Source organism: Frigidibacter sp. RF13 (assembly GCF_026626305.1).
GTDB lineage: Bacteria > Pseudomonadota > Alphaproteobacteria > Rhodobacterales > Rhodobacteraceae > TMP-24.
Genome location: NZ_JAPNUE010000001.1, coordinates 235,988 through 260,673, shown reverse-complemented (window position 1 = coordinate 260,673; position 24,686 = coordinate 235,988). Strand labels below are relative to the sequence as shown.

At 64.1% G+C, this 24,686-nt stretch carries 21 protein-coding genes and 1 tRNA gene; 11 read left to right on the top strand and 11 right to left on the bottom strand.

Annotated elements, in window-relative coordinates; genetic code table 11:
* The first annotated feature begins 42 nt into the window (after nucleotides 1–42).
* On the top strand, nucleotides 43–1,329 hold the full coding sequence (locus OU426_RS01230) for an O-acetylhomoserine aminocarboxypropyltransferase/cysteine synthase family protein (RefSeq protein ID WP_267632027.1): 1,287 nt from the start codon (nucleotides 43–45) through the stop codon (nucleotides 1,327–1,329).
* A 40-nt stretch (nucleotides 1,330–1,369) separates the two neighbouring features.
* Here the strand turns inward: OU426_RS01230 and OU426_RS01225 are convergent, their stop codons facing one another.
* Nucleotides 1,370–2,056, bottom strand: a complete 687-nt coding sequence (locus tag OU426_RS01225; RefSeq protein ID WP_267632026.1) for an SIMPL domain-containing protein — start codon at nucleotides 2,054–2,056, stop codon at nucleotides 1,370–1,372.
* A gap of 159 nt (nucleotides 2,057–2,215) precedes the next feature.
* On the opposite strand from OU426_RS01225, the gene OU426_RS01220 reads away from it, so the two are divergent.
* Nucleotides 2,216–4,849: a hypothetical protein gene (locus OU426_RS01220; RefSeq protein ID WP_267632025.1), complete on the top strand. Its 2,634-nt coding sequence runs from the start codon at nucleotides 2,216–2,218 to the stop codon at nucleotides 4,847–4,849.
* A gap of 53 nt (nucleotides 4,850–4,902) precedes the next feature.
* On the opposite strand, the gene hppD is transcribed toward OU426_RS01220, so the two are convergent.
* Nucleotides 4,903–6,006: a 4-hydroxyphenylpyruvate dioxygenase gene (hppD, locus tag OU426_RS01215; protein WP_267632024.1), complete on the bottom strand. Its 1,104-nt coding sequence runs from the start codon at nucleotides 6,004–6,006 to the stop codon at nucleotides 4,903–4,905.
* Nucleotides 6,007–6,122: 116 nt separating this feature from the next.
* Here hppD and OU426_RS01210 point away from each other — a divergent pair, with 116 nt between their 5' ends.
* Together OU426_RS01210 and OU426_RS01205 are read left to right on the top strand one after the other, a co-directional pair.
* Nucleotides 6,123–6,596, top strand: a complete 474-nt coding sequence (locus OU426_RS01210; RefSeq protein ID WP_267632023.1) for an Lrp/AsnC family transcriptional regulator — start codon at nucleotides 6,123–6,125, stop codon at nucleotides 6,594–6,596.
* A 19-nt stretch (nucleotides 6,597–6,615) separates the two neighbouring features.
* Nucleotides 6,616–8,463 carry a monovalent cation:proton antiporter-2 (CPA2) family protein gene (locus OU426_RS01205; RefSeq protein WP_267632022.1) on the top strand — a complete coding sequence of 616 codons (1,848 nt, stop codon included), beginning with the start codon at nucleotides 6,616–6,618 and terminating at the stop codon, nucleotides 8,461–8,463.
* A 108-nt stretch (nucleotides 8,464–8,571) separates the two neighbouring features.
* Here OU426_RS01205 and OU426_RS01200 read toward each other — a convergent pair whose 3' ends face one another.
* The 5 genes from OU426_RS01200 to OU426_RS01180 form a co-directional block, all read right to left on the bottom strand.
* The gene (locus OU426_RS01200) at nucleotides 8,572–11,901 is read right to left on the bottom strand and encodes a PKD domain-containing protein (RefSeq protein WP_267632021.1); all 3,330 of its coding nucleotides are present in this window, start codon (nucleotides 11,899–11,901) and stop codon (nucleotides 8,572–8,574) included.
* 310 nt (nucleotides 11,902–12,211) lie between these two features.
* Nucleotides 12,212–13,099: a DMT family transporter gene (locus tag OU426_RS01195; RefSeq protein WP_267632020.1), complete on the bottom strand. Its 888-nt coding sequence runs from the start codon at nucleotides 13,097–13,099 to the stop codon at nucleotides 12,212–12,214.
* 88 nt (nucleotides 13,100–13,187) lie between these two features.
* Nucleotides 13,188–13,376, bottom strand: coding sequence for a hypothetical protein (locus OU426_RS01190; protein ID WP_267632019.1), 189 nt, complete (start codon nucleotides 13,374–13,376; stop codon nucleotides 13,188–13,190).
* Nucleotides 13,377–13,557: 181 nt separating this feature from the next.
* Nucleotides 13,558–14,892, bottom strand: a complete 1,335-nt coding sequence (tig, locus tag OU426_RS01185; RefSeq protein WP_267632887.1) for a trigger factor — start codon at nucleotides 14,890–14,892, stop codon at nucleotides 13,558–13,560.
* A gap of 23 nt (nucleotides 14,893–14,915) precedes the next feature.
* Nucleotides 14,916–15,000 (bottom strand) — tRNA-Leu (locus OU426_RS01180).
* Nucleotides 15,001–15,176: 176 nt separating this feature from the next.
* Here OU426_RS01180 and OU426_RS01175 point away from each other — a divergent pair.
* On the top strand, nucleotides 15,177–15,671 hold the full coding sequence (locus tag OU426_RS01175; protein WP_267632018.1) for a Hint domain-containing protein: 495 nt from the start codon (nucleotides 15,177–15,179) through the stop codon (nucleotides 15,669–15,671).
* Between the two features lie 19 nt (nucleotides 15,672–15,690).
* On the opposite strand, the gene OU426_RS01170 is transcribed toward OU426_RS01175, so the two are convergent.
* Nucleotides 15,691–17,307, bottom strand: a complete 1,617-nt coding sequence (locus tag OU426_RS01170; protein WP_267632017.1) for an NAD(P)H-hydrate dehydratase — start codon at nucleotides 17,305–17,307, stop codon at nucleotides 15,691–15,693.
* A 168-nt stretch (nucleotides 17,308–17,475) separates the two neighbouring features.
* Here OU426_RS01170 and OU426_RS01165 point away from each other — a divergent pair, with 168 nt between their 5' ends.
* The 3 genes from OU426_RS01165 to OU426_RS01155 all read left to right on the top strand — a co-directional run bounded on the left by OU426_RS01165 (nucleotide 17,476) and on the right by OU426_RS01155 (nucleotide 19,638).
* Nucleotides 17,476–17,814: a P-II family nitrogen regulator gene (locus OU426_RS01165; RefSeq protein WP_267632016.1), complete on the top strand. Its 339-nt coding sequence runs from the start codon at nucleotides 17,476–17,478 to the stop codon at nucleotides 17,812–17,814.
* 50 nt (nucleotides 17,815–17,864) lie between these two features.
* Nucleotides 17,865–19,274, top strand: coding sequence for a type I glutamate--ammonia ligase (glnA, locus tag OU426_RS01160; RefSeq protein ID WP_267632015.1), 1,410 nt, complete (start codon nucleotides 17,865–17,867; stop codon nucleotides 19,272–19,274).
* Between the two features lie 160 nt (nucleotides 19,275–19,434).
* Nucleotides 19,435–19,638, top strand: coding sequence for a hypothetical protein (locus OU426_RS01155; RefSeq protein ID WP_267632014.1), 204 nt, complete (start codon nucleotides 19,435–19,437; stop codon nucleotides 19,636–19,638).
* Between the two features lie 9 nt (nucleotides 19,639–19,647).
* On the opposite strand, the gene OU426_RS01150 is transcribed toward OU426_RS01155, so the two are convergent.
* Complete coding sequence (locus OU426_RS01150) at nucleotides 19,648–20,439, bottom strand: heme-dependent oxidative N-demethylase family protein (protein WP_324289790.1); 792 nt, start codon at nucleotides 20,437–20,439, stop codon at nucleotides 19,648–19,650.
* 108 nt (nucleotides 20,440–20,547) lie between these two features.
* Here OU426_RS01150 and dddP point away from each other — a divergent pair, with 108 nt between their 5' ends.
* A complete protein-coding gene (gene dddP, locus OU426_RS01145) occupies nucleotides 20,548–21,894 on the top strand; it encodes a dimethylsulfonioproprionate lyase DddP (RefSeq protein ID WP_267632013.1) in 1,347 nt (448 codons plus the stop codon).
* Between the two features lie 4 nt (nucleotides 21,895–21,898).
* Here dddP and OU426_RS01140 read toward each other — a convergent pair whose 3' ends face one another.
* Together OU426_RS01140 and OU426_RS01135 are read right to left on the bottom strand one after the other, a co-directional pair.
* Complete coding sequence (locus tag OU426_RS01140; RefSeq protein ID WP_267632012.1) at nucleotides 21,899–22,321, bottom strand: DUF6314 family protein; 423 nt, start codon at nucleotides 22,319–22,321, stop codon at nucleotides 21,899–21,901.
* Nucleotides 22,318–22,662, bottom strand: a complete 345-nt coding sequence (locus tag OU426_RS01135) for a hypothetical protein (RefSeq protein ID WP_267632011.1) — start codon at nucleotides 22,660–22,662, stop codon at nucleotides 22,318–22,320. Before OU426_RS01135 ends, OU426_RS01140 begins: the two co-directional genes overlap by 4 nt.
* Before the next feature lie 75 nt (nucleotides 22,663–22,737).
* Between OU426_RS01135 and purB the strand changes: the two genes are divergently transcribed.
* A complete protein-coding gene (gene purB, locus OU426_RS01130) occupies nucleotides 22,738–24,042 on the top strand; it encodes an adenylosuccinate lyase (RefSeq protein ID WP_267632010.1) in 1,305 nt (434 codons plus the stop codon).
* A 91-nt stretch (nucleotides 24,043–24,133) separates the two neighbouring features.
* On the top strand, nucleotides 24,134–24,676 hold the full coding sequence (locus OU426_RS01125; RefSeq protein ID WP_267632009.1) for a tetratricopeptide repeat protein: 543 nt from the start codon (nucleotides 24,134–24,136) through the stop codon (nucleotides 24,674–24,676).
* The last annotated feature ends 10 nt before the right edge of the window (nucleotides 24,677–24,686 follow it).

Sequence of the window (24,686 nt, the reverse complement as noted above, 5' to 3'; positions counted from 1 at the left end):
CCTTCCCCTAACGTCCAATCCGAAAGTTCACAGGAGGGGCAGATGTCCAAGACCTACGGGTTCGATACGTTGCAGGTTCATGCGGGTAACAAGCCAGATCCGGCCACCGGCGCTCGGCAGGTGCCGATCTACCAGACGACCGCCTATGTCTTCAAAGACGCGGACCACGCGGCGCGGCTCTTCAACCTGCAAGAGGTGGGCTATATCTATTCCCGCCTGACCAACCCCACCGTCTCGGCACTGGCCGAGCGGGTCTGCGCGCTGGAAGGCGGCGCGGGCGCGATCTGCTGTTCTTCGGGCCATGCGGCGCAGATCATGGCGCTCTTCCCGCTCATGGGCCCGGGCAAGAATATCGTTGCCTCTTCAAGGCTTTACGGCGGGACGATCACCCAGTTCAGCCAGACAATCAAACGCTTCGGCTGGTCGGCCAAGTTCGTCGACACCGACGACCTCGCCGCCGTCCGCAAGGCCTGCGACAAGAACACCCGCGCGATCTTCTGTGAAACGATCGCCAACCCCGGCGGATATGTCACCGACATTCCCGCACTTGCGAAGATCGCGGATCAGAAGGGCATCCCCCTAATCGTCGACAATACCACCGCCACCCCCTGGCTTTGCCGCCCGATCGAGCATGGCGCGACTCTCGTCGTTCATTCGGCAACCAAATATCTGACCGGCAACGGCACGGTCACCGGTGGCGTGGTTGTGGATTCGGGCAAGTTCGACTGGTCGGCCTCGGACAAGTTCCCTTCGCTCAGCCAGCCCGAGCCCGCTTATCACGGCCTGACCTTCCACCCGACGCTCGGCGGCCTTGCCTTTACTTTCCATTCGATTGCCGTCGGCTTGCGCGACCTTGGCATGACGATGAACCCGCAAGGCGCGCATTACACGCTTCTGGGGATCGAGACCCTGTCACTGCGCATGGAACGCCATGTGAAGAACGCACAGAAAGTGGCGGAATGGCTTGAGAAAGATCCGCGCGTTGAGTTCGTCACCTATGCGGGCCTGAAATCGTCACCCTATCACAAGCGGGCGAAGAAGATCACCCCCAAGGGCGCCGGCGCGCTTTTCACCTTCGCGGTCAAGGGTGGCTATGAGGCTTGCGTGAAGCTCGTCGACAATCTCGCGCTCTTCAGCCATGTCGCGAACCTCGGCGACACCCGCTCGCTCGTCATCCATTCCGCCTCCACGACCCACCGCCAGCTTACGCCAGAGCAGCAGGTCGCGGCGGGTGCAGCGCCAAATGTGGTGCGTGTATCGATTGGGATCGAGGATGCGGACGACATCATCGCCGACCTCGATCAGGCACTGGCGAAGGCAACTGCCTGATCAGACGGGGCGCCGGTCACCCGGCGCCCCTACTCACCTGTCACTCGCCAAGCGCGTAGGTCACCGAAACCGCCGCAGTGATCGCCAGTTGCCCGGCCTGGATCGGTACCGCGTCGGATTTCTCGAACGCCATGCCGGCCATCGGGACCGGCGGCATGTACCCGCCGGTTTCGCTGATCGAGATGATCGGGCCAAGGCTTGCGCCCGCCGCCGCCGCCAGCAACTCCGCCTTGCGCCGGGCCTCGGCGACTGCCTCGGCGCGCGCTTCATCCAGCCGCGGCGATGGTTCCTGCAGGCCGAAGGTGATGCCGTTCAAAGTGTTGGCGCCGTCGGTCACCGATGCATCCAGCACCGCGCCCACGGTCGAGATATCGCGCACCTGAACCGTCACCATGTTCGAGGCAGAATAACCGGTGACTTTCTGCACCCCGCTCAGGGACGAATAATCGTAGACCGGCCCCAGCGACAGGTTCGAGGTCTGGATGTCCTTGTCGGCGATACCGGCCGCCTTCAGCTGATCGATCACGGTGGCAAGGGCGGTGCTGTTCGCGTCAAGCGCGGCCTTTGCCGTCTCGCCGTTGACCATCACGCCAAGCGAGATCGTCGCCATATCGGGCGAGACCTTGACCGAGCCTTCGCCGGTCACGGTGATCATCGGTCTCTGCTCCTCGGCCAGAAGCGGGGTCGCCAGGCAGGCGACAGTGGCGAGGGCGGTCATCATACGCATGGGAATCCTCCAAAGATGCGCGTCAACTTTCGGATGTATGACGTCTGCCGCAAGCCTTTCCTTGGCGCTTGATCTTCCAATAGGCGAATTTCTGCTCTAGGACCGATGGTGAGGAAAGGGTTGCTGGGGTGGCTGCCCTCGCCATGTTAAGTGCGGGCAATGAAACCACGTTTCGCTCTCGAGCTGACGAACGAGGCCGTTTCGCTTCTGGAACGCGGCCCGGACGGCTGGGTCCGGCTGGGCGAGGCCGCCTTTGATGCCGAGGATTTCGACGCCCGGCTGGCAATGCTCAGGGAGATAGCGCAGAAGCGCGCGCCCGAAGGCTTCACCTCGAAACTCATCCTGCCCAATTCGCAGATCCTCTACTTCGAATGCCAAGTTACCGGCCCCGATCAGGCGACCCGGCGCGCCGAGATCCGCGCGGCGCTCGATGGACGCACGCCCTATCCGCTGAGCGAACTGGTGTTCGATTTCTCGCGCTCGGGCAACCGTGCCCGTGTTGCGGTCGTTGCTGGCGTGACGCTGGATGAGGCCGAGGCTTTTGCGGATGCAAACGGTTTCAACCCGGTGGCTTTCGTGGCGGCACCCGAGCCCGACCGGTTCGCGGGGGAGCCGTTCTTCGGCCCTACTTCCGTTGTGTCGAACTATCTTGCAGACGGCATCCGGCTTGACCGCGATCAGGATCCGGTGCGCGTGGTTGCCGATCTGCCATCGGATGCCAGCCCACCCGAGATCGATCCGGAGGCGCTGCCCGCAGAGGCTCCGGAAGCCGGAACTCCGGCCGAAAGGGTGAGCGAAGAGGCGACCACCGTCGAAACAGGCGCCTCCGAGACTGATCCGCGCGCCGACATCAAGGCCGAGACTGCTGACGGGGCTGCCACCGATCCGGTAGAGGACGAGGCACCCTTCATTGCGGTCATGGAGGACGAAGAGCACGAGACGGCTGCCCCGCCGCCGGAAACCGTTCCGCCTGTCGAACCAGCAACGGTCGACGAGCCGCTGCTGGCGGAGATGTCTCCGATCGCAAATATCGTGCCTGCCCCCGACCCGTCTGATGACGGCGCTGATCCGGCGCTAGCTGAGGACGACGCAGAAACGGAAGACGATGAGGACACCGTCGGGCAACCTGCGACGATGATACCCACCTTCCACAGCCAGCGCGATCACGGTGAGGCAGGTGGTAAGCCGCAGGGCGAGGCGGGAAGCCGCCTTGCGACGATCGTGCCACGGCTCGGCGGAGCCGCATCCCTGCCGGAGGCCGAGAGTTCGACGGCACGGGTTGCGCGGCTCGTGGTCGAAAAGCGCGGCGGCAGCACCGCCGATCTGGGGCTGACCGCTACGCGCCCCAGCGGTTTGCGCGCGGGTCTTCCCACCTGGGCACTGCCCGCCGGACTGGCCGCGGCGGTGGCGGTGACCGCCCTCGGCGCCTGGGCGCTTTTCCTGCGCGAGCCGGTTGTCGTCGAAACCGCCGCCGCCCCGGAAACCGTGACCGCCACTGGCTCTGAGTCATCCACGTTCCCGGCTGTGACGACCGGTGCCGACCCCACCCCGGCGCCCGTGCCGCGTGCGGTGCCAGATTTGCCCACACCGACGATCAGCGACGCCGCCCCGGCACCGACGGCAAGCGGCGCTGCCGACACGAGCGGGTCCGCAGATCTTGGCGCAGACACGTCCGTCGCGCGCGCCAAGGCCGACCCGGCTGGCGCGGACGCCCTGCCCGCGAGCGATCCGGCCCTGCCGCCGCAACCCGCACCGCCGCCCTTCGGCACGCTGCTGCGTTATGCTGCCGATGGCAGCATCATCGCGACGCCCGATGGTGTAACGACACCCGGCGGCTTCACGCTCTTCGCCGGGCGCCCGCCCCGTCTGCCGACTGCACGGCCCGAAAGCGTCATTGCCGCCGCTCAGCCGCAACCCACGCCTGACGCCGAGACGCCGACCGAATCGTCGGCAGACCCGGCCGAGGCGCCCGAAACCGTCGCGCCGCCTGATCCGCGCGTGGTCGGCAAGGCGCCGCGCGGTCGTCCCGCCACGCTCGTCGTACCCGCGCCACCCGTGGAGACGACACCGCCAGCCGCGCCCGAGAACGCGCCGGATGCATCGCCTGCGCCCGGCGACCAGACCACCCTGCCGCCACTCTCTCCGCCCGTCGATCCGCGCCATGCCGCCCGGAGACCCTCCGCGCGCCCTGACAAGATCGTTGCAGCCGCCGAAGCCAAGCGCAACGCCGACGAGGCAATAGCCGAGGCTGCCGCGTCAGCGGCACGGGCCGAGGCCGAAGCGGCAGAACGGGCGCTGGAGTCAGCCAGCCCGCTGGCCGTCACCAGCTCCCGCAAACCCGCGCAGCGCAGCGCCGCCGCCGTGTCTGCTGCGGCAGCGGCCCGGCTGGCAGCGGCCACTCCTGCCCCGGCCTCGGTCGATTCCGGCGCGGTCGAGGCGGCGCTGGCGGAAGCGCAGGCCAGCGCGGAACCCGAACCGGCAAGTGCACCCGCTACAGAAGATATTGACGAGCCGGAACTCACCGAGGGCATCGCCACACTGCCGACGACACGGACGGTTGCCAAGAAATCCACCTTCGCAAATGCCATCGACCTCGGCGACATCAACCTGATCGGGGTCTATGGCTCGTCAGCGGCGAGGCGCGCCCTCGTTCGCCTGCCGAGCGGGCGCTATGTGAAGGTCAAGGTCGGCGACCGGCTAGACGGCGGCCAGGTCGCCGCAATCGGCGACACCGAGTTACGCTATGTGAAGAAGGGCAAGACCCTCGTCCTGCGGATCATGGATAAGGGTTGATGCGCCGGTGCTGCGCCGCCCTTGTCCAAAGGCGGCGAAGCGCTCGGCCTTGATCAGGCGGCGTCGCTACCTTTCAACACGCCGCGCGCGATCTGGTCGGCCTCGATCGACTCGAACAAGGCCTTGAAGTTACCTTCACCGAACCCGTCGTCGCCCTTCCTCTGGATGAACTCAAAGAAAATCGGTCCGATCACGGTCTTCGAGAAGATCTGCAGCAGGATCCGCGTCTCGCCGCCATCGACCACGCCTTCGCCGTCGATCAGGATCCCGTGCTTTTCCAGCTTGTCGAGCGGCTCGTCATGGTCGTGCACCCGCGCGCGGCTCATCTCGTAATAGCTCATCGGCGGCTTCGGCATGAAACGCAGGCCGCGGTCGTGGATCGCGTCCGTGGCGCCATAGATATCCTCGGTCCCGACCGCGATATGCTGGATGCCCTCGCCATTGTAGCGTTTGAGATATTCGACGATCTGGCCCGTCTCTCCCCGGTCCTCATTGATCGGAATGCGGATGCGGCCGCAGGGCGAGGTCAGTGCCCGGCTGAGAAGACCGGTGAACTTGCCCTCGATATCGAAGAAGCGGATTTCCCTGAAGCCGAAGAGATCGCCGTAAAAGCGGAACCACTTGTCCATATTGCCCTTGTGAACATTGTGGGTCAGGTGGTCGAGGTAGTAAAAACCGACGCCCCTGGGCTTCGATTGCGCCAGCCAGTCGAATTCCTCGTTGTAAGGTGAGGTCTCGTAGTAGTTCTCGATGAAATAGATGAGCGAACCGCCAATGCCACGAATCGCGGGCACATCCATGACCTTGCCATTGCCCTCATAGGGCTCCGCGCCCTTGGAAACCGCATGGTCGAAGGCCTTCCGAGCGTCGACAACACGCCAACCCATCGAGGGCGCGCAAGGTCCATGTTCGGCGACGAATTCTGTGCCGTGGGTCCCGGGTTCGGCATTCACCAGGTAGGTGATGTCACCCTGCTGCCAAAGCTCGATATCCTTGGTCTTATGCCGCCCGGTCAGGGTATAGCCCATGCGCGCAAACAGATCGCGCAGCGCCTGCGGGTCGGGATGGGCAAACTCGACGAACTCAAATCCGTCGGTGCCTGCCGGGTTGGCGGCAGAGATCACCGATTTCGGGGCGGAATGCGGGAAGGGACCCATGAAACTCTCCTGTGCGCGTATCAGCGACAGTATGACGCATGAAGCGCGCGGTTTTCGCGCATAGTCACGGATATTTCACATGATGACGCCGAGCTTTTGCGTTATGATTAGAAATCATGCATGAAACCCGCGTTACCATAGATGACACCGACAAGCGGCTCCTGTCGCTTCTGCAGCGCAATGCTCATCTGACGGCGCAGGAACTGGGGGAGGAGCTGAACCTCTCGGCCAGCCAGGCGGGCCGACGACGCCAACGGCTTGAGGCCGAAGGGCTGATCACCTCTTATGCCGCGCGGCTCAATCCCTCTCGGCTGGGACTTGCCGTACAGGCCTTCGTGCAGGTGCAGATGGCCCGCCACGGGGCGGAAACGACGGCGGCCTTCGGGCGCCTGACCGCGCTGCAGCCCGAGATCGTCAGTGCCTGGACTCTGACCGGCGAGGCCGATTATCTCCTCCGGGTCTATTGCGAAAGCCTTGCCGATCTGAACAGATTGATTCATCAGGTACTTCTGGCGCATCCGGCGGTTTCGCGCGTGCAAAGCCAGATCGTCATGGACCAATTCAAGCCGGACGCGCCGCTGCCAACCTGAGGGAATGGGCGCAAGATAGGTGGACATATTGTTCTTCCAGCCGACGCTTTATCTCCTGGCGATGGTCGTGGCGGTTCCACTCGCCTCGCGGCTTGGTCTCGGCTCGGTGCTCGGTTACCTCGCGGCGGGGATCGTGATCGGGCCGGTCTTCGGCCTTGTGGGTTCCGAAAACGTTGACCTTCAGCATGTGGCCGAGTTCGGCGTCGTCCTGATGCTGTTCCTGATCGGACTGGAGCTTGATCCACGCGCGCTGTGGAAGATGCGCAAGAAGCTCCTCGGTCTTGGCGGGTTGCAGATCGTGCTGACGACAGCGGTGATTTTCGCGGTAGGGCTCGCGTTGAATCTCAGTTGGCAGGTTGCGCTGACAGCGGGGCTTGCGCTCTCTCTTTCCTCCACCGCGATCGTTCTTCAGACACTGACCGAAAAGCAGCTTTTGCAAACCTCGGGCGGGCGCGGCGCATTTGCGGTTCTTCTGATGCAGGATATCGCAGTGATCCCGATCCTCGCATTTTTGCCGCTTCTGGCCTTGCCCGCCGCACGCGCCCTGGCCGAGAGGATGCGAGATGACCACGCAGCGATGAATTTCTTGCAAGACTTGCCCGGCTGGGGCGTGACGCTTGTGACCCTCGCCGCTGTCGCCACCGTTGCACTGGTCGGGCATTTTCTGGTGCGCCCGGCCTACAGGTTTGTTCATTCCGCGCGGTTGAGAGAGATCCAGACAGCCTTCGCACTGCTGATCGTCGTTTCCATCGCCGCCCTGATGACGCTCGTCGGCCTCTCGCCCGCGCTCGGCACGTTCCTTGCCGGCGTGATCCTCGCCAATTCCGAGTTCCGGCATGAGCTGGAATCCGATATCGCCCCTTTCAAGGGCCTGCTGCTGGGCCTTTTCTTCGTGACCGTCGGCAGCGGCATGGACCTCGACCTTCTTCTCGACAAGCCGCTGAAGGTCATGGTTCTGACGCTGGCGCTGATGTTCTTCAAGGGTGCTATCCTCTATGCGCTTGGCTGGCTTTTCTCGATCAAGGGCCGCAACCGCTGGCTTTTCACCCTGTCGATCGCCCAGGCCGGCGAGTTCGGCTTTGTTCTGACCTCCTTCGCGGTTGCGCAGCGCATCCTGCCGATCCCGACCGCACAGATGCTCGTGCTCGTCATCACGCTGTCCATGCTGCTGACGCCGCTTTTCTTCGTGGCCTATGACCGGTTCACCCGACGGATGGAGGAACAGGGCACGACGGAGGCGGATGAGATCGACGACAAGCAATCGATCATCATCGCTGGCGTCGGGCGGTTCGGGCAGGTGGTGAACCGCATGGTCACGCAATCGGGCTTCCGCACCACCGTGCTCGACCCCGATCTCCGGACTATCGAAGTCATGCGGACCTTTGGCTTCAAGGGCTTCGTCGGCGATCCGACCCGGCCCGACCTTCTGAAGGCCGCGGGGTTCGATACGGCCAGGGTACTCGTCATCTGTTTCGACGACCCGAAGAAGGCGTTGCAGCTGACGAAATACGCCCGCCGCCTGCGCCCCGACATCCATATCATCGCCCGCGCCTATGACCGCGAACATGTGTTCCAGCTCTATCAGGCCGGCGCCAATGACATCGTGCGGGAATATTTCGACTCAAGCCTGCGTGTCGCCCGCTATGTGCTCGAGAGCATGGGCCTTTCAGAATATGAGGCCTACGAGCTGCAGAAGCTCTTCTTCGAGCTCGATCGTGCGTCGGTCCGAGAGCTGGCAAGCGTCTGGCGGCCCGGTGTGCCGATGGACAAGAACCCCGACTATGTCGCACGCGCCAAGGAACTGAACCGCGATCTGGAATCGGCGCTCCTCAACCATATGTCTCGCGACGGATCGCAGGGCGACTGAGGGCAGGTCCCGCACCCAGCCTCAAAAAAAGGAAGCGACGCCGGGCAGGTCTGGCCCGGCGTCGCCACTTCGCGTCGACGGCGGCCGCGTGACGCAGCCGCCAGCCCGTCAGAACTTGGTCTCGAACGACAGTTCCAGCCCAAAGTCCCGATAATCGTCGGCATTCACACCGTCATAGAAGGTCGTGGCCTGGAAGGTGCTCAGGTCGCGGCTGTAGGTCAGCCCGGCTTTCAGCCGCCCGCGCCAGTCGTCGTGCGGCGGCGTGACCAGGGTCGCCGTGCCGGTACCGCTTGTGTCGCTGTAGACGATTGCGAAACCTGCCATCGGCACCAGCGTCCCGCCGTCTACCTCGAAGCTGCGGTGCAGGTCGAGGCCGAAGGCAAGCTGGGTCTGGCGGATCTCCTGTTCGGGGATCGGATTACCCAGACCGTCGATGAACGCGTCCTGCGCCTCAGTGACATATGTCGCGTCGAGCGAGGGCGTCAGCACCGTTTCGCCGAGCGAGAACTCGCCCTGAAGCTTGATCTGCGCCAGCAGTCGTTCGCCCTCGAACCGGTCGGCGGGCAGGCCGAACTGCGCGATCTCGTTGTCGGTGCGCCCCCAGAGAAGCCGCGCTTCATAAGACAGCGGCTGTCCCTCGAAGCGACCAGCCACATAGGGGCCGATCAGCCAGCCGGTACCGGTGATCTCACGTCCGGTTTCGGTCTGCGTCAGCCGATCGAATTCCAGCATCGCGCCAAGGATCGTGCGGTCGTTCAGCCACATATGGGTGCCGACGGCGCCGAGCACATAGCGCGTGTCGGCGCCGCCGCTTTCGCCCCACTGGCTGCGGAGGCTTGTCCAGACATTGCCCTCGCCGCCGAGCGCAAAGGTGACATCGCCGCGCGAAACCGAAAGGCTCGGCGTTGCCGACGGGGTCAGCAAGCCGATGAGCCCCGGCTGCGCCGAGACCAGCTTATTGGCGCGCGTTTCCATGAAACGGGCGATGGCCTTGCCGGTCTCGGTCGCGGTGCCCGAGCTTGCCTGCAGCACGTTCGAGGCGAGGTTGCCGTTAGCGGCCACGTCGATCACCGCGCCTGCGGGCAGGCTCAGCGTCACGCCGCCCGCGCCCGAGGCCACGAGGCTCAGCACATAGGAGGCGCCGCTGCCGGTCAGCGTGGTCGCACTGCCCCCCGTCAGGCTGAAGCTGCCGGTCCCGAGGCCGGTCACCGGTTCGGAGAAGGTCACCGTGACGCTCGCCCCCTGCCCCGGCAGAAGCGTCGCGGGCAAGCCCGAGAGCGTGACCGAGGGTGCCGTCGTGTCGACGGGCGCGTTGACGGTCACGTCGACCGAATCGGCCGCGCTGTTCTGCACGCCGTCATTCACGATCAGCTGGAAGGTCAGCACCGCTGCAGGCGCATTCCAGCCGAGCGTCGGCGCCGTGAAGCCCGGGCTCGCCGTCGCGGCGCCGGTCAGCGTCACCGTCGGGCCTGCCGTCTGGGTCCAGCCGTAGCTCAAGGGCTGGCTCTCGGGGTCGCTCGACCCCGCGCCGGTCAGGCTGACCAAGGCCGCAGAGGCCACCGACTGGTCGGGCCCGGCATTGGCCGTGGGCGCGAGGTTCGCGGCCGGATTGACGGTGATCGACACCGTATCGGCCACGCTGTTCTGCACGCCGTCATTCACGATCAGCTGGAAGGTCAAGACCTGCGCCGAAGCGTTCCAAGCCACCGTCGGCGCCGTGAAGCTCGGGCTCGCCGTCGCGGCGCCGGTCAGCGTCACCGTCGGACCCGCCGTCTGGGTCCAGCCGTAGCTCAGGGGCTGGCTCTCAGGGTCCGAGGAGCCCGCGCCGGTCAGGCTGACCGAGGCGGCAGAGGCCACCGACTGGTCGGGCCCGGCATTGGCCGTCGGCGCAAGGTTCGCCGCCGGATTGACGGTGACATCCACCGTATCGGCCACGCTGTTCTGCACGCCGTCATTCACGATCAGCTGGAAGGTCAAGACCTGCGCCGAAGCGTTCCACGCCACCGTCGGCGCCGTGAAGCTCGGGCTCGCCGTCGCGGCGCCGGTCAGCGTCACCGTCGGACCCGCCGTCTGGGTCCAGCCGTAGCTCAGGGGCTGGCTCTCGGGGTCGCTCGACCCCGCGCCGGTCATGCTGACAGAGGCCGCAGAGGCCACCGACTGGTCGGGCCCGGCATTGGCCGTGGGCGCGAGGTTCGCGGCCGGATTGACGGTGATGTCCACCGTATCGGCCACGCTGTTCTGCACGCCGTCATTCACGATCAGCTGGAAGGTCAAGACCTGCGCCGAAGCGTTCCACGCCACCGTCGGCGCCGTGAAGCTCGGGCTCGCCGTCGCGGCGCCGGTCAGGGTCACCGTCGGACCCGCCGTCTGGGTCCAGCCGTAGCTCAAGGGCTGGCTCTCGGGGTCGCTCGACCCCGCGCCGGTCATGCTGACAGAGGCCGCAGAGGCCACCGACTGGTCGGGACCGGCATTGGCCGTGGGCGCGAGGTTCGTAGTCACCGTCAGCGTATAGTTCTCGACCTCGAAGTACGATCCGGGTCCGGTGCTGCTGTCGGTTACCCGGATTGTCACCGGATAGGTTCCGGGCGCCGCACTTGTCGTACCGCTGACAACACCCCCGGACGAGAGCGTGATCCCCGACGGCAGGCTGCCGGTCTCGAGCAGGAACGAATAGGGGGCAACGCCACCGGTTACGCTAAGCGTCTGACTGAAAGCGCTGTTCTGGCCTGCCGTTCCAGCGGCGGTATTGAGTGTCAGTGTGGGGTTCTGAACGGTTCCGGTATAACCCTTGTCCACGAACTGGGCGATATTGTCCGTTGAGCGGACCGAGAAGGAATAAGCGCCGCGCTGGGTCGGCGTACCGCTGATCACGCCGCCGGAGGTCAGGCTGAGACCGGGAGGCAGCGTGCCGCTTTGCAGCGTGTAGGTATAGGGCGCGGTACCACCCGAAGAGGTGAGAGTCTGTGAGAAGGCTACTCCGGCGGTGAGCGTGGGCAGAGACGCCGGCGACACCGTTACCGGAGAGCTTGCAGGGTTGATGGTGATCGTGAACAGGATGTCGCCGTTGCCGAGAAGTGACCCGTCAGTCAGTTCGAACACATCTGTGCCGCCGATGCCCGTCGATCCATTGTGGCTGTAATCGAGTAGCCATTGACCTGCAGCGTGGCGAGTGGTGGCCGTGCCATGGTTTTCAAAATCGGGAGACCCGAAAGAACCGCCGTCGATCGCACCTTCACCGCCGGCGAGATAGGCAAACTCGCAGTCCGAGATATCGATCGTGACCGTCCCGCCGCTTGTGACCGTTCCTGTCTGGGCGGGACATTCGGTCGATGTATGTTGCGCCTCGGCCGCCGTACCCCGAAGAATCGCCAAGGCCACCAAGAACCCGACAAAACCGATCCGCATCGCGCGACCGAATACTCCTGCCTGCACCCGCATTCCCAACCCCTGCGCTGTGCCACGCTCGCCGCCGTCCCACGGCAGAATGGCTTGTTCTGGTGAAATTGGCCTACGCGCCGACACACTTACGCAGTGGCCCGGATCTGGTCCGCGCCTCTCCACTGCACCAAAAGGTGCGGTTGATTCTGATCGGCAAAATACCCGTCAGACGGAAAACGTCTGACGTTGAATTCGGTCAAGATTGGGGCGCACGCAAACGAATATTTGAATTTTACCGTTCATTCCGAAAACAGCGTGTCACGGCGGTCACACACGCGTGAACATCGCCCGACTGAGCGGGGTGCCGCCCTTAGCTCTGACGTGGGCGGTTGATCAGAATGATGCCGACGGCGACCAGCGCGGCGGCGCCGAGGATCACCGGCCCGACATGCTCGCCGAGGAGGAGCCAGCCGAGCGCCACGCCGAAGATGGGCGTGAGGAAGGAAAAGCTTGCCACCGACGCCGCCGGATATATGGACAGAAGCCAGAGCCAGAAAACGAAACCAGCAGAGACAACGGCCACAGCCTGAAAGATCAGGCCGGCAATGTGGATCGGCTCGAATGCCCGGATCAGCGGGCCGAAGAAAGGTGCAGCAAGGATCAGGACCGGCGCCGATATCGTGACCTGCCAGAACAGCTGCATCTCTGGGCGCATTTCCCTGAGCCGCGTGCCCCGCGCGATCAGCGCAATCGCCGCCCAGCCCCATGCGGCGAGAAGCGCACAGAGATCGCCCACAAGGCTCGCCTCCCCGTTTGCCGAGGATCGGTCGAGGATCGCCCAGGCAACGCCGGTGAACGCAAGCGCAAGCCCGAGCGCCTTCATGGGCGTGATCCGTTCACCGGGCAGGACGAAATGCGCGGCGAGCGACAGCCAGACCGGCATCGAGTAAAGGATGATCGAGGTGCGCGTGACGGTGGTCAGGTCGAGCGCAAGGAAGAGGCAGAGAAACTCGCCCGCGAAGGCCAGCCCGACCGCGATCCCGGGTACCAGATAGCGCCCCTCGAACCGTGGCGGGCGACCTTTCCAGACAAGCCAGGCCCCGAGGCACAGGATCGCAAGCGCCGAGCGCAGCCCGGCGAAGAAGACCGGCTGTATGCCCTGATTGACGAATTTGATGATGATCTGGTTGAAAGCCAGAAAGATGCCGAAGAGCGTCAACGAGACGGCCCCGAATGCGTCCATGTGATCTTTGCGCATCTGCCCGCCCTGCCCTTGCCTCGCGGACCGCACAGGTTTCGCGAGGCGAAGTCAAGCGGTTAAGCCGCCGACGTGATGAGCGAACCGGTCAGACCGGCACATTGTCCCACAGATTGTCGTCCAAGGGGTCGCTTGCTGTGGTAGGTCCGCGGACGGACGAAGGTGGCGCCTCCAGCCTCCGGCGCAACAGCCGCTTCAGCGCAGGAACGCGGTCGGGGGCGGCAGCGGCGCGGTCCAGCGCCCTTTCGATCAGCTCTGCGTTTACCGGATGATGCATGGCGTCCTCCCAGATTGACCGCAATCCCACCCTGGCACACAGGGCGCACGGTTTCATGACGGCGCGGTCCCACAGGATCAAAGCGGCGGAAAGCAGACTGCCCCGGCGGGCAGCCTCCACCCGGCCCAAAGAAAAAGGCCGCCCGTTGGGGCGGCCTTCGCGACGGTCGCGACCGTCAGGCTTACATCTCGTCCAGCGCCTCGACGGCCTTCTGGAGCTTGTCTTTCGACACTTCCTTCTCGGTCACCTTGGCGCCCGCGAAAATCAGGTCGACGACCTTATCTTCGAAGATCGGCGCGCGAAGCTGCTGCTGCATCTGCGGATTCTTCTGCACATATTCGAAGAAGGCACGTTCCTGACCCGGATACTGGCGGGCTTGGTTCAGCACGGCCTGCGTCATCTCGGCGTCGGAAACCTCGACCTTTTCCTTGCGGCCGACCTCGGCCAGCAGAAGGCCAAGGCGTACCCGGCGCTCGGCGAGCTTCTTGTGCTCGTCGGTCGCCTCGATCGAGCCATGGTCATGGCCATGGTGATCGGGGTTCTCGTCATGCCAGAGCTGGTGGGCGATCTGATGCGCTTCGGCTTCGACGAGCGTCGGTGGCAGGTCGAACTTCACCAGACCGTCCAGCTGATCGAGAAGCGCACGCTTCATCACAGCGCGGGCGGCGCCGACATATTCGGCCTCCAGACGCTCGGCAATCTGGCCCTTCAGGGCCTCTAGGCTCTCGGCGCCGAACTTCTTGGCAAGCTCGTCGTCGATCTCAGCCGCTTTCGCGCCCTTGACTGCCTTCACCGTGCATTCGAAGACCGCGGCCTTGCCGGCGAGATGGCTCGCGCCATAGCTTTCCGGGAAGGTGACTTCAACCTTCACCTCGTCGCCAGCCTTGGCGCCGACGAGCTGGTCCTCGAAACCGGGGATGAAGCTTTTCGAGCCGAGAACCAGCGGGTAATCCTCGCCCGAGCCACCTTCGAAATAGTCGCCATCGACCGAGCCCTTGAAGTCGATCACCACCTGATCGCCGTCCTTGGCCTTGGTGCCCTTCTTCTTCTCTTCAAAGTTCTGGGCGGATTTCGCGAGGTTCTCGAGCGCCTCGGTCACGGCCTTGTCCTCGGCCTTTACCACGAGCTTTTCGAGCTTCACCTTCGAGACGTCCACATCCGGGATTTCCGGCAGTGCCTCATAGGTCATCTCGACCACGACGTCCTGGCCTTCTTTCCAGGTTTCGCCGTTTTTCATCTCGACCTTCGGCTGCATGGCCGGGCGGTCACCCGAGGCGTCGAAATGGCCCTTCATCGCGCCATCAATCGCGTCCTGCATTGCATCGCCCATGACGCGCTGACCGAAGGTCTTGCGCAGCATCGCCATCGGCACCTTGCCCTTGCGGAAGCCCTTTATCTCGACTTCCGGCTGCGCCTCCAGAAGTTTTTCGGTCACTTTCGCATCCAGTTCCGCCGCAGTGACGGTGATGGTGTAGCCGCGCTTCAGTCCGTCCTTCAGGGTCTCGGTGACCTGCATCTTTTCGTCCTTCATATCCATCCTGGTGCGGGTGGAGGGACTTGAACCCCCACGCCGTGAGGCGCCGGAACCTAAATCCGGTGCGTCTGCCAATTCCGCCACACCCGCAATATCCCCAAGGGCCGCCCCAAAAGGAACGGCCCCTGAAATCCGCGCCCTTCTAGCAAGAAGGTTTCGGGGATGCGAGCGGAAAAGTTTTTTGTACTCGCCTCGCTTTCCACACGCGAAAGACGAACTTCCGCCACAATCCTTGACAGAATGAGAGGTCTGACGAGGGAGGCTCGATGCAGGAGGAAACCAGTATGGCCTTGGGCGTTGCGGCGGCGGCGCAAAGGGATACGGGACCGAAGGGAATCGCTTCGGGAACGGTCTTGGCCACATTGGATGGCTTTCTGCCGATCGATTTCGTCGAGCCCGGCGATCGGGTGGTGACGCGGGACGGCATGCGTATTGTGCGTGCCGTCCGCGTCCACCGTTATTCCGGCCCCGCGGTGCGCATCTCTGCTTCCGCGCTCGGCCATGACCGTCCCGAACAGGATCTGACCCTTCCGGCCCAGACCCGCATCCTGATCCGCGACTGGCGCGCGGGCGCACTTTATGGCGCCGATCGCGCAATTCTCCCGGCCGAGCGGCTGGTCGATGGCGAGTTCGTGGCGATGACCGAGGTGAAGAGCCTGCGCCTGTACGAAGTGCTCTTCGACACGCCGCAGGTGGTTTATGCCGAGGGCGTGGAACTGTGCTGCGACGCAGTCGAGGCGGACGTCGAGGTCGAGGCCTGAGCAGCCCTGCCCGCGGCGCTCAGAGCCCGAGTTTCCTGAACACTTTCGGCAGTTCCTCGGGCAGGTCCTCGGCGATGAGGCCCGGCCCGAACGACAGCGCGCAGTCCACATGCAGCCAGGCGGCGGTTTCGGCCGCCTGCATCGGCGTGAAGCCACGCGCGAGCAATCCGGCAATAAAGCCAGACAGCACATCGCCCGACCCGGCGGTCGCAAGCCAGGGTGCGGCACGTTCGTAGTGGGCGGAGTTGATCGAGCAGCGGCCTTGCGGGTCGGCGATGACGGTGTCGGCGCCTTTGTAGAGGACGACGCAGCCCGCCCGTTTCGCGGCCTCGCGCGTGGCATCAACCTTGGAATAGGCGGGACCTGTGGTGGCGGGCGCCGCGAGTTTCTCGGCGATGTCGGGGAAAAGGCGGGCGAATTCGCCGGCGTGCGGGGTGAGGATGCAGTTTTCGTTCAGGGCAGCGAATAGTTCGGGGTGCCGGGAGAGGAGCGTCAGCGCGTCGGCGTCGAGGACGAGTCGGCGTGAATCCCGACCTACAGTCTCGTCCCGCGTCGGTCCGGGATCACCCAGGCTCTGCAGCGCTGCCCCCATCAGCCCCCGCGCCCGGTCGTCAAGGCCAAGGCCAGGGCCAAGACAGAGGGCATTGATGCGGGGGTCGGCGAGAGCCTGGGTCAGCGCGGCGCCGTTCGCCACCTCGCGCAACATGATCGCAGTTAACTGTGCCGCATGTTCGGGGATTGCGTCGGGCACCGCGCCCACGGTCACCAGCCCCGCGCCGATCCGGAGAGCGCCGCGCGCCGCAAGCCGGGCAGCGCCGGTTTGGCCGGGCGGGCCGGAAAGGATGAGAGCGTACCCGTGGGAGTATTTGTGCCCACAGATTTTTTTGACGTCTATGTGATGTCCCGTCGTGAGCCAGACTGAATTCTCGATAGCGGCTTGGGGCAGACCGATGTCGATCAGAGACAACTTGTTGCAGGAATTAGCCCCACCGTAGGGTCCACACTTTTCCTGCAAATAGTGTCCCACCTTGGGACGATGAAATGTCACTGTTAGGTGCGCTGGCATCGCTCCCATATCTTTGCCACTGTCGCTGCACATGCCGCTCGGAACGTCGATTGCAACGAAACGAACGTCGCCGTCGCTATGCGCATATTGTGCCAATGGCCCGGGCATGAGCGATTGCCACGTCTCACTGGTGTCGTCCAACATCGGCCGCGACAAGCCGGTACCAAAAAGAGCGTCAACTACGAGATCAAAATCGCCGCCTTCTTCGAGACGAACCTTCTGAGCGTTGTCATTCCAGGCCACAACTTCCCCCATCCCCCGCCACCGCTCGTAATTCACCCTTGCATCTGGCGGCAGTTTCTCGGGGTCGCCGTAGAGCAAGACCTCCACCTCCCAGCCCCACTCTTTCAGAAGCCGGGCCACCACGAACCCGTCGCCGCCATTGTTGCCGGGGCCGCACAGCACCACCGCCCGGTGTGACGTCGCCTTTAGCTCCGGCCACTCCTCGAAGATCGCCTCGACCACCCCCCGCCCGGCGCGCTCCATCAGCTCGAGCCCCGTGACCTCTCCCGAGGCGATCGCCGCCTGTTCGATGGCCCGCATCTGCGCAGCGGTGAGGAGTTCGGTCATGCGCCAGCCCTTCGGATTCGCATTCTGCCCGCAAATCGGGCCAGTTGCACAAATTTTGAGCAAGAGCGCCGGAATCCCCGGCGCCTGCCCTGCCCTGCGACCCTAACCAATTGTGCCCCCGAAGCGGAAGTGCTGACTGGCGCCGAGACGAGGGGGAAGGAGTCGCCCATGAAGAAGATCGAAGCCATCATCAAGCCCTTCAAGCTCGACGAGGTGAAGGAAGCGCTTCAGGAAGTGGGCGTTCAGGGCCTGTCTGTCACCGAAGTGAAGGGTTTCGGCCGCCAGAAGGGCCACACAGAACTCTATCGCGGCGCCGAATATGTCGTGGACTTCCTGCCCAAGGTGAAGGTCGAGGTCGTCCTTGCCGACGATATGGTCGAACAGGCGATCGAGGCGATCATTTCGGCCGCGCGCACCGACAAGATCGGCGACGGCAAGATCTTCGTCACCCCCGTCGAACAGGTCATCCGCATCCGCACCGGCGAGACCGGCGAGGACGCGATCTGAAGAACCGGCCGGGCGACCGGCCCCAGGTATCAACCCCGAAAGGAACAGGCATGAGCAAAGTCAAGGATGCTCTGAAGCTGATCAAGGACGAAGAGGTGGCCTATGTGGACATCCGCTTCACCGACGTCAAAGGCAAGCTGCAGCATGTGACGCTGGACGTCGATCTGGTCGACGAGGACTTCTTCGAGGAAGGCTTCATGTTCGACGGCTCCTCGATCGCCGGCTGGAAGTCGATCGACCAGTCCGACATGAAACTGATCCCGGATGCCGGATCGGTCTATATCGACCCGTTCTATGCCGAAAAGACCATGTGCGTGCATTGCACCGTGGTCGAGCCCGACACGGGCGAGCCCTACAGCCGCGATCCGCGCGGTACGGCGCTGAAGGCAGAGGCCTACCTCAAGGCTAGCGGAATCGGCGATGCCGCCTATTTCGGGCCGGAAGCCGAGTTTTTCATCTTCGACGACGTGCGCTATTCGGTCACGCCGCAGAAGGTCGCCTACCAGATCGACGCGCATGACGCGGCGTGGAACACCGACACCGAGTACGAAAGCGGCAACCAGGCGCACCGCGCGGCCCACAAGGGCGGCTATTTCCCGGTGAACCCGGTCGACGCGGCCCAGGACATCCGCGGCGAGATGCTCTCGACCATGAAGCGCATGGGCATGAAGGTCGACAAGCACCACCACGAGGTTGCGACCGCACAGCACGAGCTTGGGCTGATCTTCGGTGGCCTTGTCGAGCAGGCCGACAATATCCAGAAATACAAGTATGTGATCCACAATGTGGCCCATGCCTACGGTAAGTCGGTGACCTTCATGCCGAAGCCGATGAAGGGCGACAACGGATCGGGCATGCATGTGAACATGTCGATCTGGAAGGGCGGCAAGCCCCTCTTCGCGGGCGACAAGTATGCCGATCTCAGCCAGGAAGCCCTGTGGTTCATCGGCGGCATCCTGAAGCATGCCAAGGCGCTCAACGCGCTGACGAACCCCGCGACCAACAGCTACAAGCGCCTGATCCCCGGCTTCGAGGCCCCGGTGCTGCGCGCCTATTCGGCGCGGAACCGGTCGGGCTGCGTCCGTATTCCGTGGACCGAAAGCCCGAAGGCCAAGCGCGTCGAGGCCCGCTTCCCCGATCCGGCGGCGAACCCCTATCTGGCGTTTGCGGCGCTCCTGATGGCCGGTCTCGACGGCATCAAGAACAAGATCGATCCGGGTCCGGCGTCGGACAAGGACCTCTACGATCTGCCGCCCGAGGAACTGGCGGAAATCCCGACCGTCTGCGGTTCGCTCCGCGAGGCGCTCGAGGAGCTGGAAAAGGACATGGACTTCCTGCTGGCGGGCGACGTCTTCACCCGCGACCAGCTCGAGGGCTACATGGCGCTGAAATGGGAAGAGGTCTATGCCTATGAGCATACGCCCCACCCCGTCGAATATGCGATGTATTATTCCTGCTGAGACCGATGGTTCACGGCATTGCACAACCGGAAGGGGCGCTGTCGAGCGCCCCTTTTCATTCGCCGTCATTTGAACGACAAAGCGTCCCGAACGTTTCTCAATCCGGTCGTAATCCTTCGGTAACCGGATTGTGGATGAATGGGACCGGAGGGGCGGAATCATGAAAAGCCATCACCGTTCGATGACGATGCCTGGACAGGGCGCGACGCTGCAACAGGTGCTTGCCTGGCAGGAACTTCTGGACAGCCGCGATGTCAGGCGCTGGGTCGAGGCGACGCGGCGCCCCTCTGAACTGCCGAGTGTCGTCGATATCGCCAAGCGCGACGGCTTGCTCACAGACCTGTCGCGGCGGCTTGGCTGCTGAGCCCAACTCTCAGTGCACAATGGCGGCGAGCGCCGCCCTCTTCTCTTCCGAAAGGCTCGAAAGTGCCACCACATAGCTGTGGATGGAAAAGAGCACCGCGCCGCTAAGCGGCAACCGGACGAGACATTGCTTCTCGGCCCTCAGGAACTGCCCGCCGGTCCGGTCAAGACGCGGATCGCCTTCGCGGCGGGGCTGATGCAGGATCGGGTCGCGGTAGATCAGATGATTCATCCGCCAGAGCGGCCGGTCGGGCCGGATCGCGTCGAAGAGCCGCTGGACGCGCGGTGCGACATCGCCGTCATAGCGTTTGACCGTCTCGTGGATGCGCAGAAGCGGCCGACCGATCTTTTCGTCAAGCGTCCAGCTTGCCGGGAAGCAGAGAACGGCGGCGGTCAGCACATGCTCTTCCCCGCGCCGCTCCATCAGGCACAGATCCTCCTGGACGAGCCGCCCGAGCGTGAGGAGCTTTGCGCCGGGATCGAGCGGCACTGTCACACCGTCGGGGCGCAGGACACTGTCCTCCGACATCCGATAGCCCGGATCAGCGCTCAGCCGGGTCAGAACACAATCCCACAGTTCGGCAATCGCCGGTCCGGCCCCTTCGGTGCTGGCCGTCACCACCTTGGGCATCGTCGCGACGAGCCGGTCGCGCTCGGCCATCTGGCCCGCGAACGCCTCGTCGCGTACGAGCCAGGCGCCATCCTCAAGCGGCAGGATACCCGGCAGCCGCTGGGTGCGCGGGTCCATCCAGGGGACGAAGGGCAGCCGGTCCTGTAGAATCAGTTCGCTCATGGCGGTCATCAGAGCGCCTCTTTCAAAGGCCGGAAAGGCAAATCCGACAGGCCGGGTCGGAAACGGGGAAGCGTGACGCGCCGTGCGCGACGACGCTCGCCGAAGGGAGGCCACGCCATGCACGATCATTACGCCCAGACCCGCCGCAAGATCGATCCGAACCGGGGGGACCGGCTGGGCGACGGCACGCCCAACGACAATGACCGGGTAGAGATCGGACCGACGCAGCTTGCGTTCCGCGAATGGGAGGCGGCGGGGCTGACATTGCCGAACCTCGACCGGATGCGGGAGTATCGTTGGCAGCGGCTGGTCGATGCCCTGGGCAAGCGCGACTATGGCGCCGTCCTGATGTTCGATCCCTTGAACATCCGCTATGCGACCGACACGACGAACATGCAGCTCTGGAACAGCCACAATCCGTTCCGCGCCTGCATGGTCTGCGCCGACGGCCATATGGTCGTCTGGGAATACAAGAATTCCCCGTTCCTCGTGACCTTCAATCCGCTGGTCAAGGAACTGCGCTCCGGCGCCTCGTTCTTCTACAATGTCTGCGGCGACGGCACGGAGCGCGACGCGAAGGCCTTCGTCTCGCAGGTTCAAGAGGTGATGGCGGCTCATGCAGGCACCAACCGGCGGATCGCGGTCGACAAGATCATGATCCATGGGCTGCGCGCGCTGGAGCGCGCGGGGTTCGAGGTGATGGAGGGGGAGGAGCTGACCGAGCGGGCGCGCTCGATCAAGGGGCCGGATGAGATTCTGGCGATGAGATGCGCCCACCGCGCCTGCGAGGCGGCGATCGCCGAGATGGAGGCGTTTGCGCGGGAGAACGTGCCGGGGGGCGGCGTCAGCGAGGACGATATCTGGGCCGAACTGCACCGGGGCAACATAAGGCGCGGCGGGGAATGGATCGAAACGCGGCTTCTGGCGTCGGGACCACGGACGAACCCCTGGTTTCAGGAATGCGGACCACGGATTGTGCAGAATAACGAGATCGTCGCCTTCGACACCGACCTGATCGGTTCCTACGGCATCTGCATCGACATTTCGCGCAGCTGGTGGATCGGCGATCAGCGCCCGACGAATGCGATGATCAGCGCGATGAACCACGGGCTGGACCATATCCGCGACCATCAGGCGCGACTGCGGCCCGGCGTCACCATCCGCGAGCTAACGCATGGCGGCCATCAGCTGGGCGCGCAGTACTGGAAGCAGAAATATTCCTGCAAGATGCATGGCGTCGGCCTCTGCGACGAATGGCCTTTCGTCCCCTACCCTGACGGTTGGGTGGATGGCGCTTTCGAAGTGGCGCTTGAGCCGGGCATGGTCCTGTGTGTCGAGGCGCTGGTCTCGCCCGAGGGGGGCGATTTCTCGATCAAGCTCGAGGATCAGGTGCTGATCACCGAAACGGGCTGCGAGAACCTCACCACCTATCCGTTCGACCCGGCGCTTGTCGGAACCGCCTGAGGCCTCAAACCCTCTGATAACGTGACACCATCCGGTAATCCTTGCGCGGGCCGCTGACCGCCCACTCTGCCCGCCAGTCCGGCCAGCGGGTGAAATCATAGCGCACATGGTAGAGGTCGGGGGCGCAATGATGGTCGGCCTCGGGAGTCAGATCGGCCGTATCGAAGCGGTGAAACGGCTGCCCGTCACCATGGGTGACGACGATCCCGGCCCCGTCCGCCGACCAGATATACTCGCGCGTCGCATGAAGCGGCGATGCGTCACCATAGGTCAGCAGCCCGGTCTCGCGATAGCGCAGAAGCGCGCCATCGGCGGAAAAGACCGCCGTCCCGGAAAACCGGCCTGGCTTTCCGCCGAGACTGTCCTCGATTTCTCTCTCGATCCGCCAAGGGCCTTCGAAATCGGCAAGTTGAACGCGCCTCTTCACCGGTCGTAGCGCCCCACCGTCTGACTGCCGTCGGGGCCGGTGAAGCGCAGGGACTTGCCATCGGTGCTGCGTTCGACATCGTAACAGGTCCAAGCGTCCGATGGCGGCCAGATCGAACAATACTGGTGTTCCTTCACCCGCCACTGCCCCATCGTCGGCCCGCCGCCGGTGTAGCGCGTGCTCCCATCTTCGCCAAAGCCCTGCGTCGCGCCGCTCTCATAGACCAGATGGCGGGCGTTGAGCGCATTGGTCACATCGCTGCCCGTGAGGCGCGTCCAATCCTCCGCCAGCACCGCCGACGGCAGAGAAAACAGCAGAACCGTCGCAATCAGTCTTTTCATCCCGCCTCGCCCATTGTCACCCCGCGTCATGCAGTCTAGGACAGCCGCGAATTTCCGAACAATCAAGAGGCCGCGATGATCCCCCGGTACGCCCGCCCCGAAATGGTCGCCATCTGGTCGCCGGAAACCAAGTTCCGCATCTGGTACGAGATCGAGGCCCATGCCTGCGACGCGCAGGCCGCCTTGGGCGTGATCCCCAAGGCGAATGCAGAGGCCGTCTGGCGGGCGAAAGATGTAGAGTTCGACGTCGCGCGCATCGACGAGATCGAGGCGGTGACGAAACATGACGTGATCGCCTTCCTCACCCATCTCGCCGAACATATCGGCGCCGAGGAGGCGCGGTTCGTCCATCAGGGCATGACTTCGTCGGACGTCCTTGACACGACCTTCAACGTCCAGCTTGTCCGGGCCGCGGACCTTTTGCTGGCCGACATGGACCGGCTTCTGGCGGCGCTGAAGAAGCGCGCCTTTGAGCACAAGGACACGGTCCGCATTGGCCGCAGCCACGGCATTCATGCCGAACCCACGACCATGGGCCTGACTTTCGCCCGCTTCTACGCCGAGATGGACCGCAACAAGAACCGCCTTGAAAAGGCGCGTTGGGAAGTGGCGACCGGCGCCATCTCCGGCGCGGTCGGCACCTTCGCCAATATCGACCCCGCCGTCGAGGAACATGTCTGCGAAAAACTGGGCCTCCGCCCCGAGCCGATCTCGACGCAAGTCATCCCGCGCGACCGCCATGCGATGTTCTTCGCCACTTTGGGCGTCATCGCCTCGTCGATCGAAAACGTCGCCATCGAAATCCGCCACATGCAGCGCACCGAGGTGCTGGAGGCCGAGGAATACTTCTCGCCCGGCCAGAAGGGCTCCTCGGCCATGCCGCACAAGCGCAATCCCGTGCTGACCGAAAACCTCACCGGCCTTGCCCGCCTCGTCCGCATGGCTGTGGTTCCGGCGATGGAGAATGTGGCGCTCTGGCACGAGCGTGACATCAGCCATTCAAGCGTCGAGCGCGGTATCGGTCCGGACGCGACCGTAACGCTCGATTTCGCGCTGAACCGGCTGGCGGGCGTCATCGAGAAACTGGTGATCTACCCCGAGAACATGCTCGCCAACATGAACAAGTTCAAAGGTCTGGTGATGTCACAGCGCGTGCTGCTGGCATTGACGCAAGCGGGCGTCAGCCGCGAGGACGCCTACCGGCTGGTCCAGCGGAACGCGATGAAGGTCTGGGAGAAGGGCGCAGACTTCAGGACCGAGCTTCTGGCCGACGCCGAAGTCACCGCCGCCCTGTCGCCCGCCGAGATCGAGGAGAAGTTCGACCTCGGCTATCACACCAAACATGTGGACACGATCTTCGCCCGGGTCTTCGGCGGCTGACCGCCGCCCCTGCCCCCTCATGGCTTTGTGATTTGCCAGAGGCTGCCAAGACTGGCCAAATCCCGCAAGGAACGCCTTGACGGAGGCAGACATGACCATTCTCGCGCCGCTCGCGCTCGCCATGGGCCTGATGCTGCCCGGCATCGCGCTCGCGGCAGGATCGGATAGCGGGTCGGAGCCGAAGCCGACCGAGACCTCGACCAAATGCAAGAAGACCGAGATCTGGGACGAAAAGACCCAGAAATGCGTCGATGCGCAATCGGGGCTTCTGGACAATGACACGCTTTTCGAAGGCGCGCGCGAACTGGCCTATGCGGGCCGGGCCGACGATGCGCTGATCGTCCTCTCGGCGATGACCGAGGGGCGGACCGACCGGGTTCTGACCTATCTCGGCTTTGCCAGCCGCAAGGCGGGCCATGTCGAGGAAGGCATGGGTTTCTATCAGGCGGCGCTGGCGCAGAACCCCGACAACCTGATTGCACGCTCCTACATGGGCCAGGCCTATGTCGAAATGAACGAGATGGAACTGGCGAGCCTTGAGCTCGACGAGATCGTCGCGCGGGGCGGCGCCGGCGGCTGGCCGGAACGCTCGCTGCGGCAGGCAATCGCCACCGGCGTGACCTATAGCTACTGAGGGAGGCAAG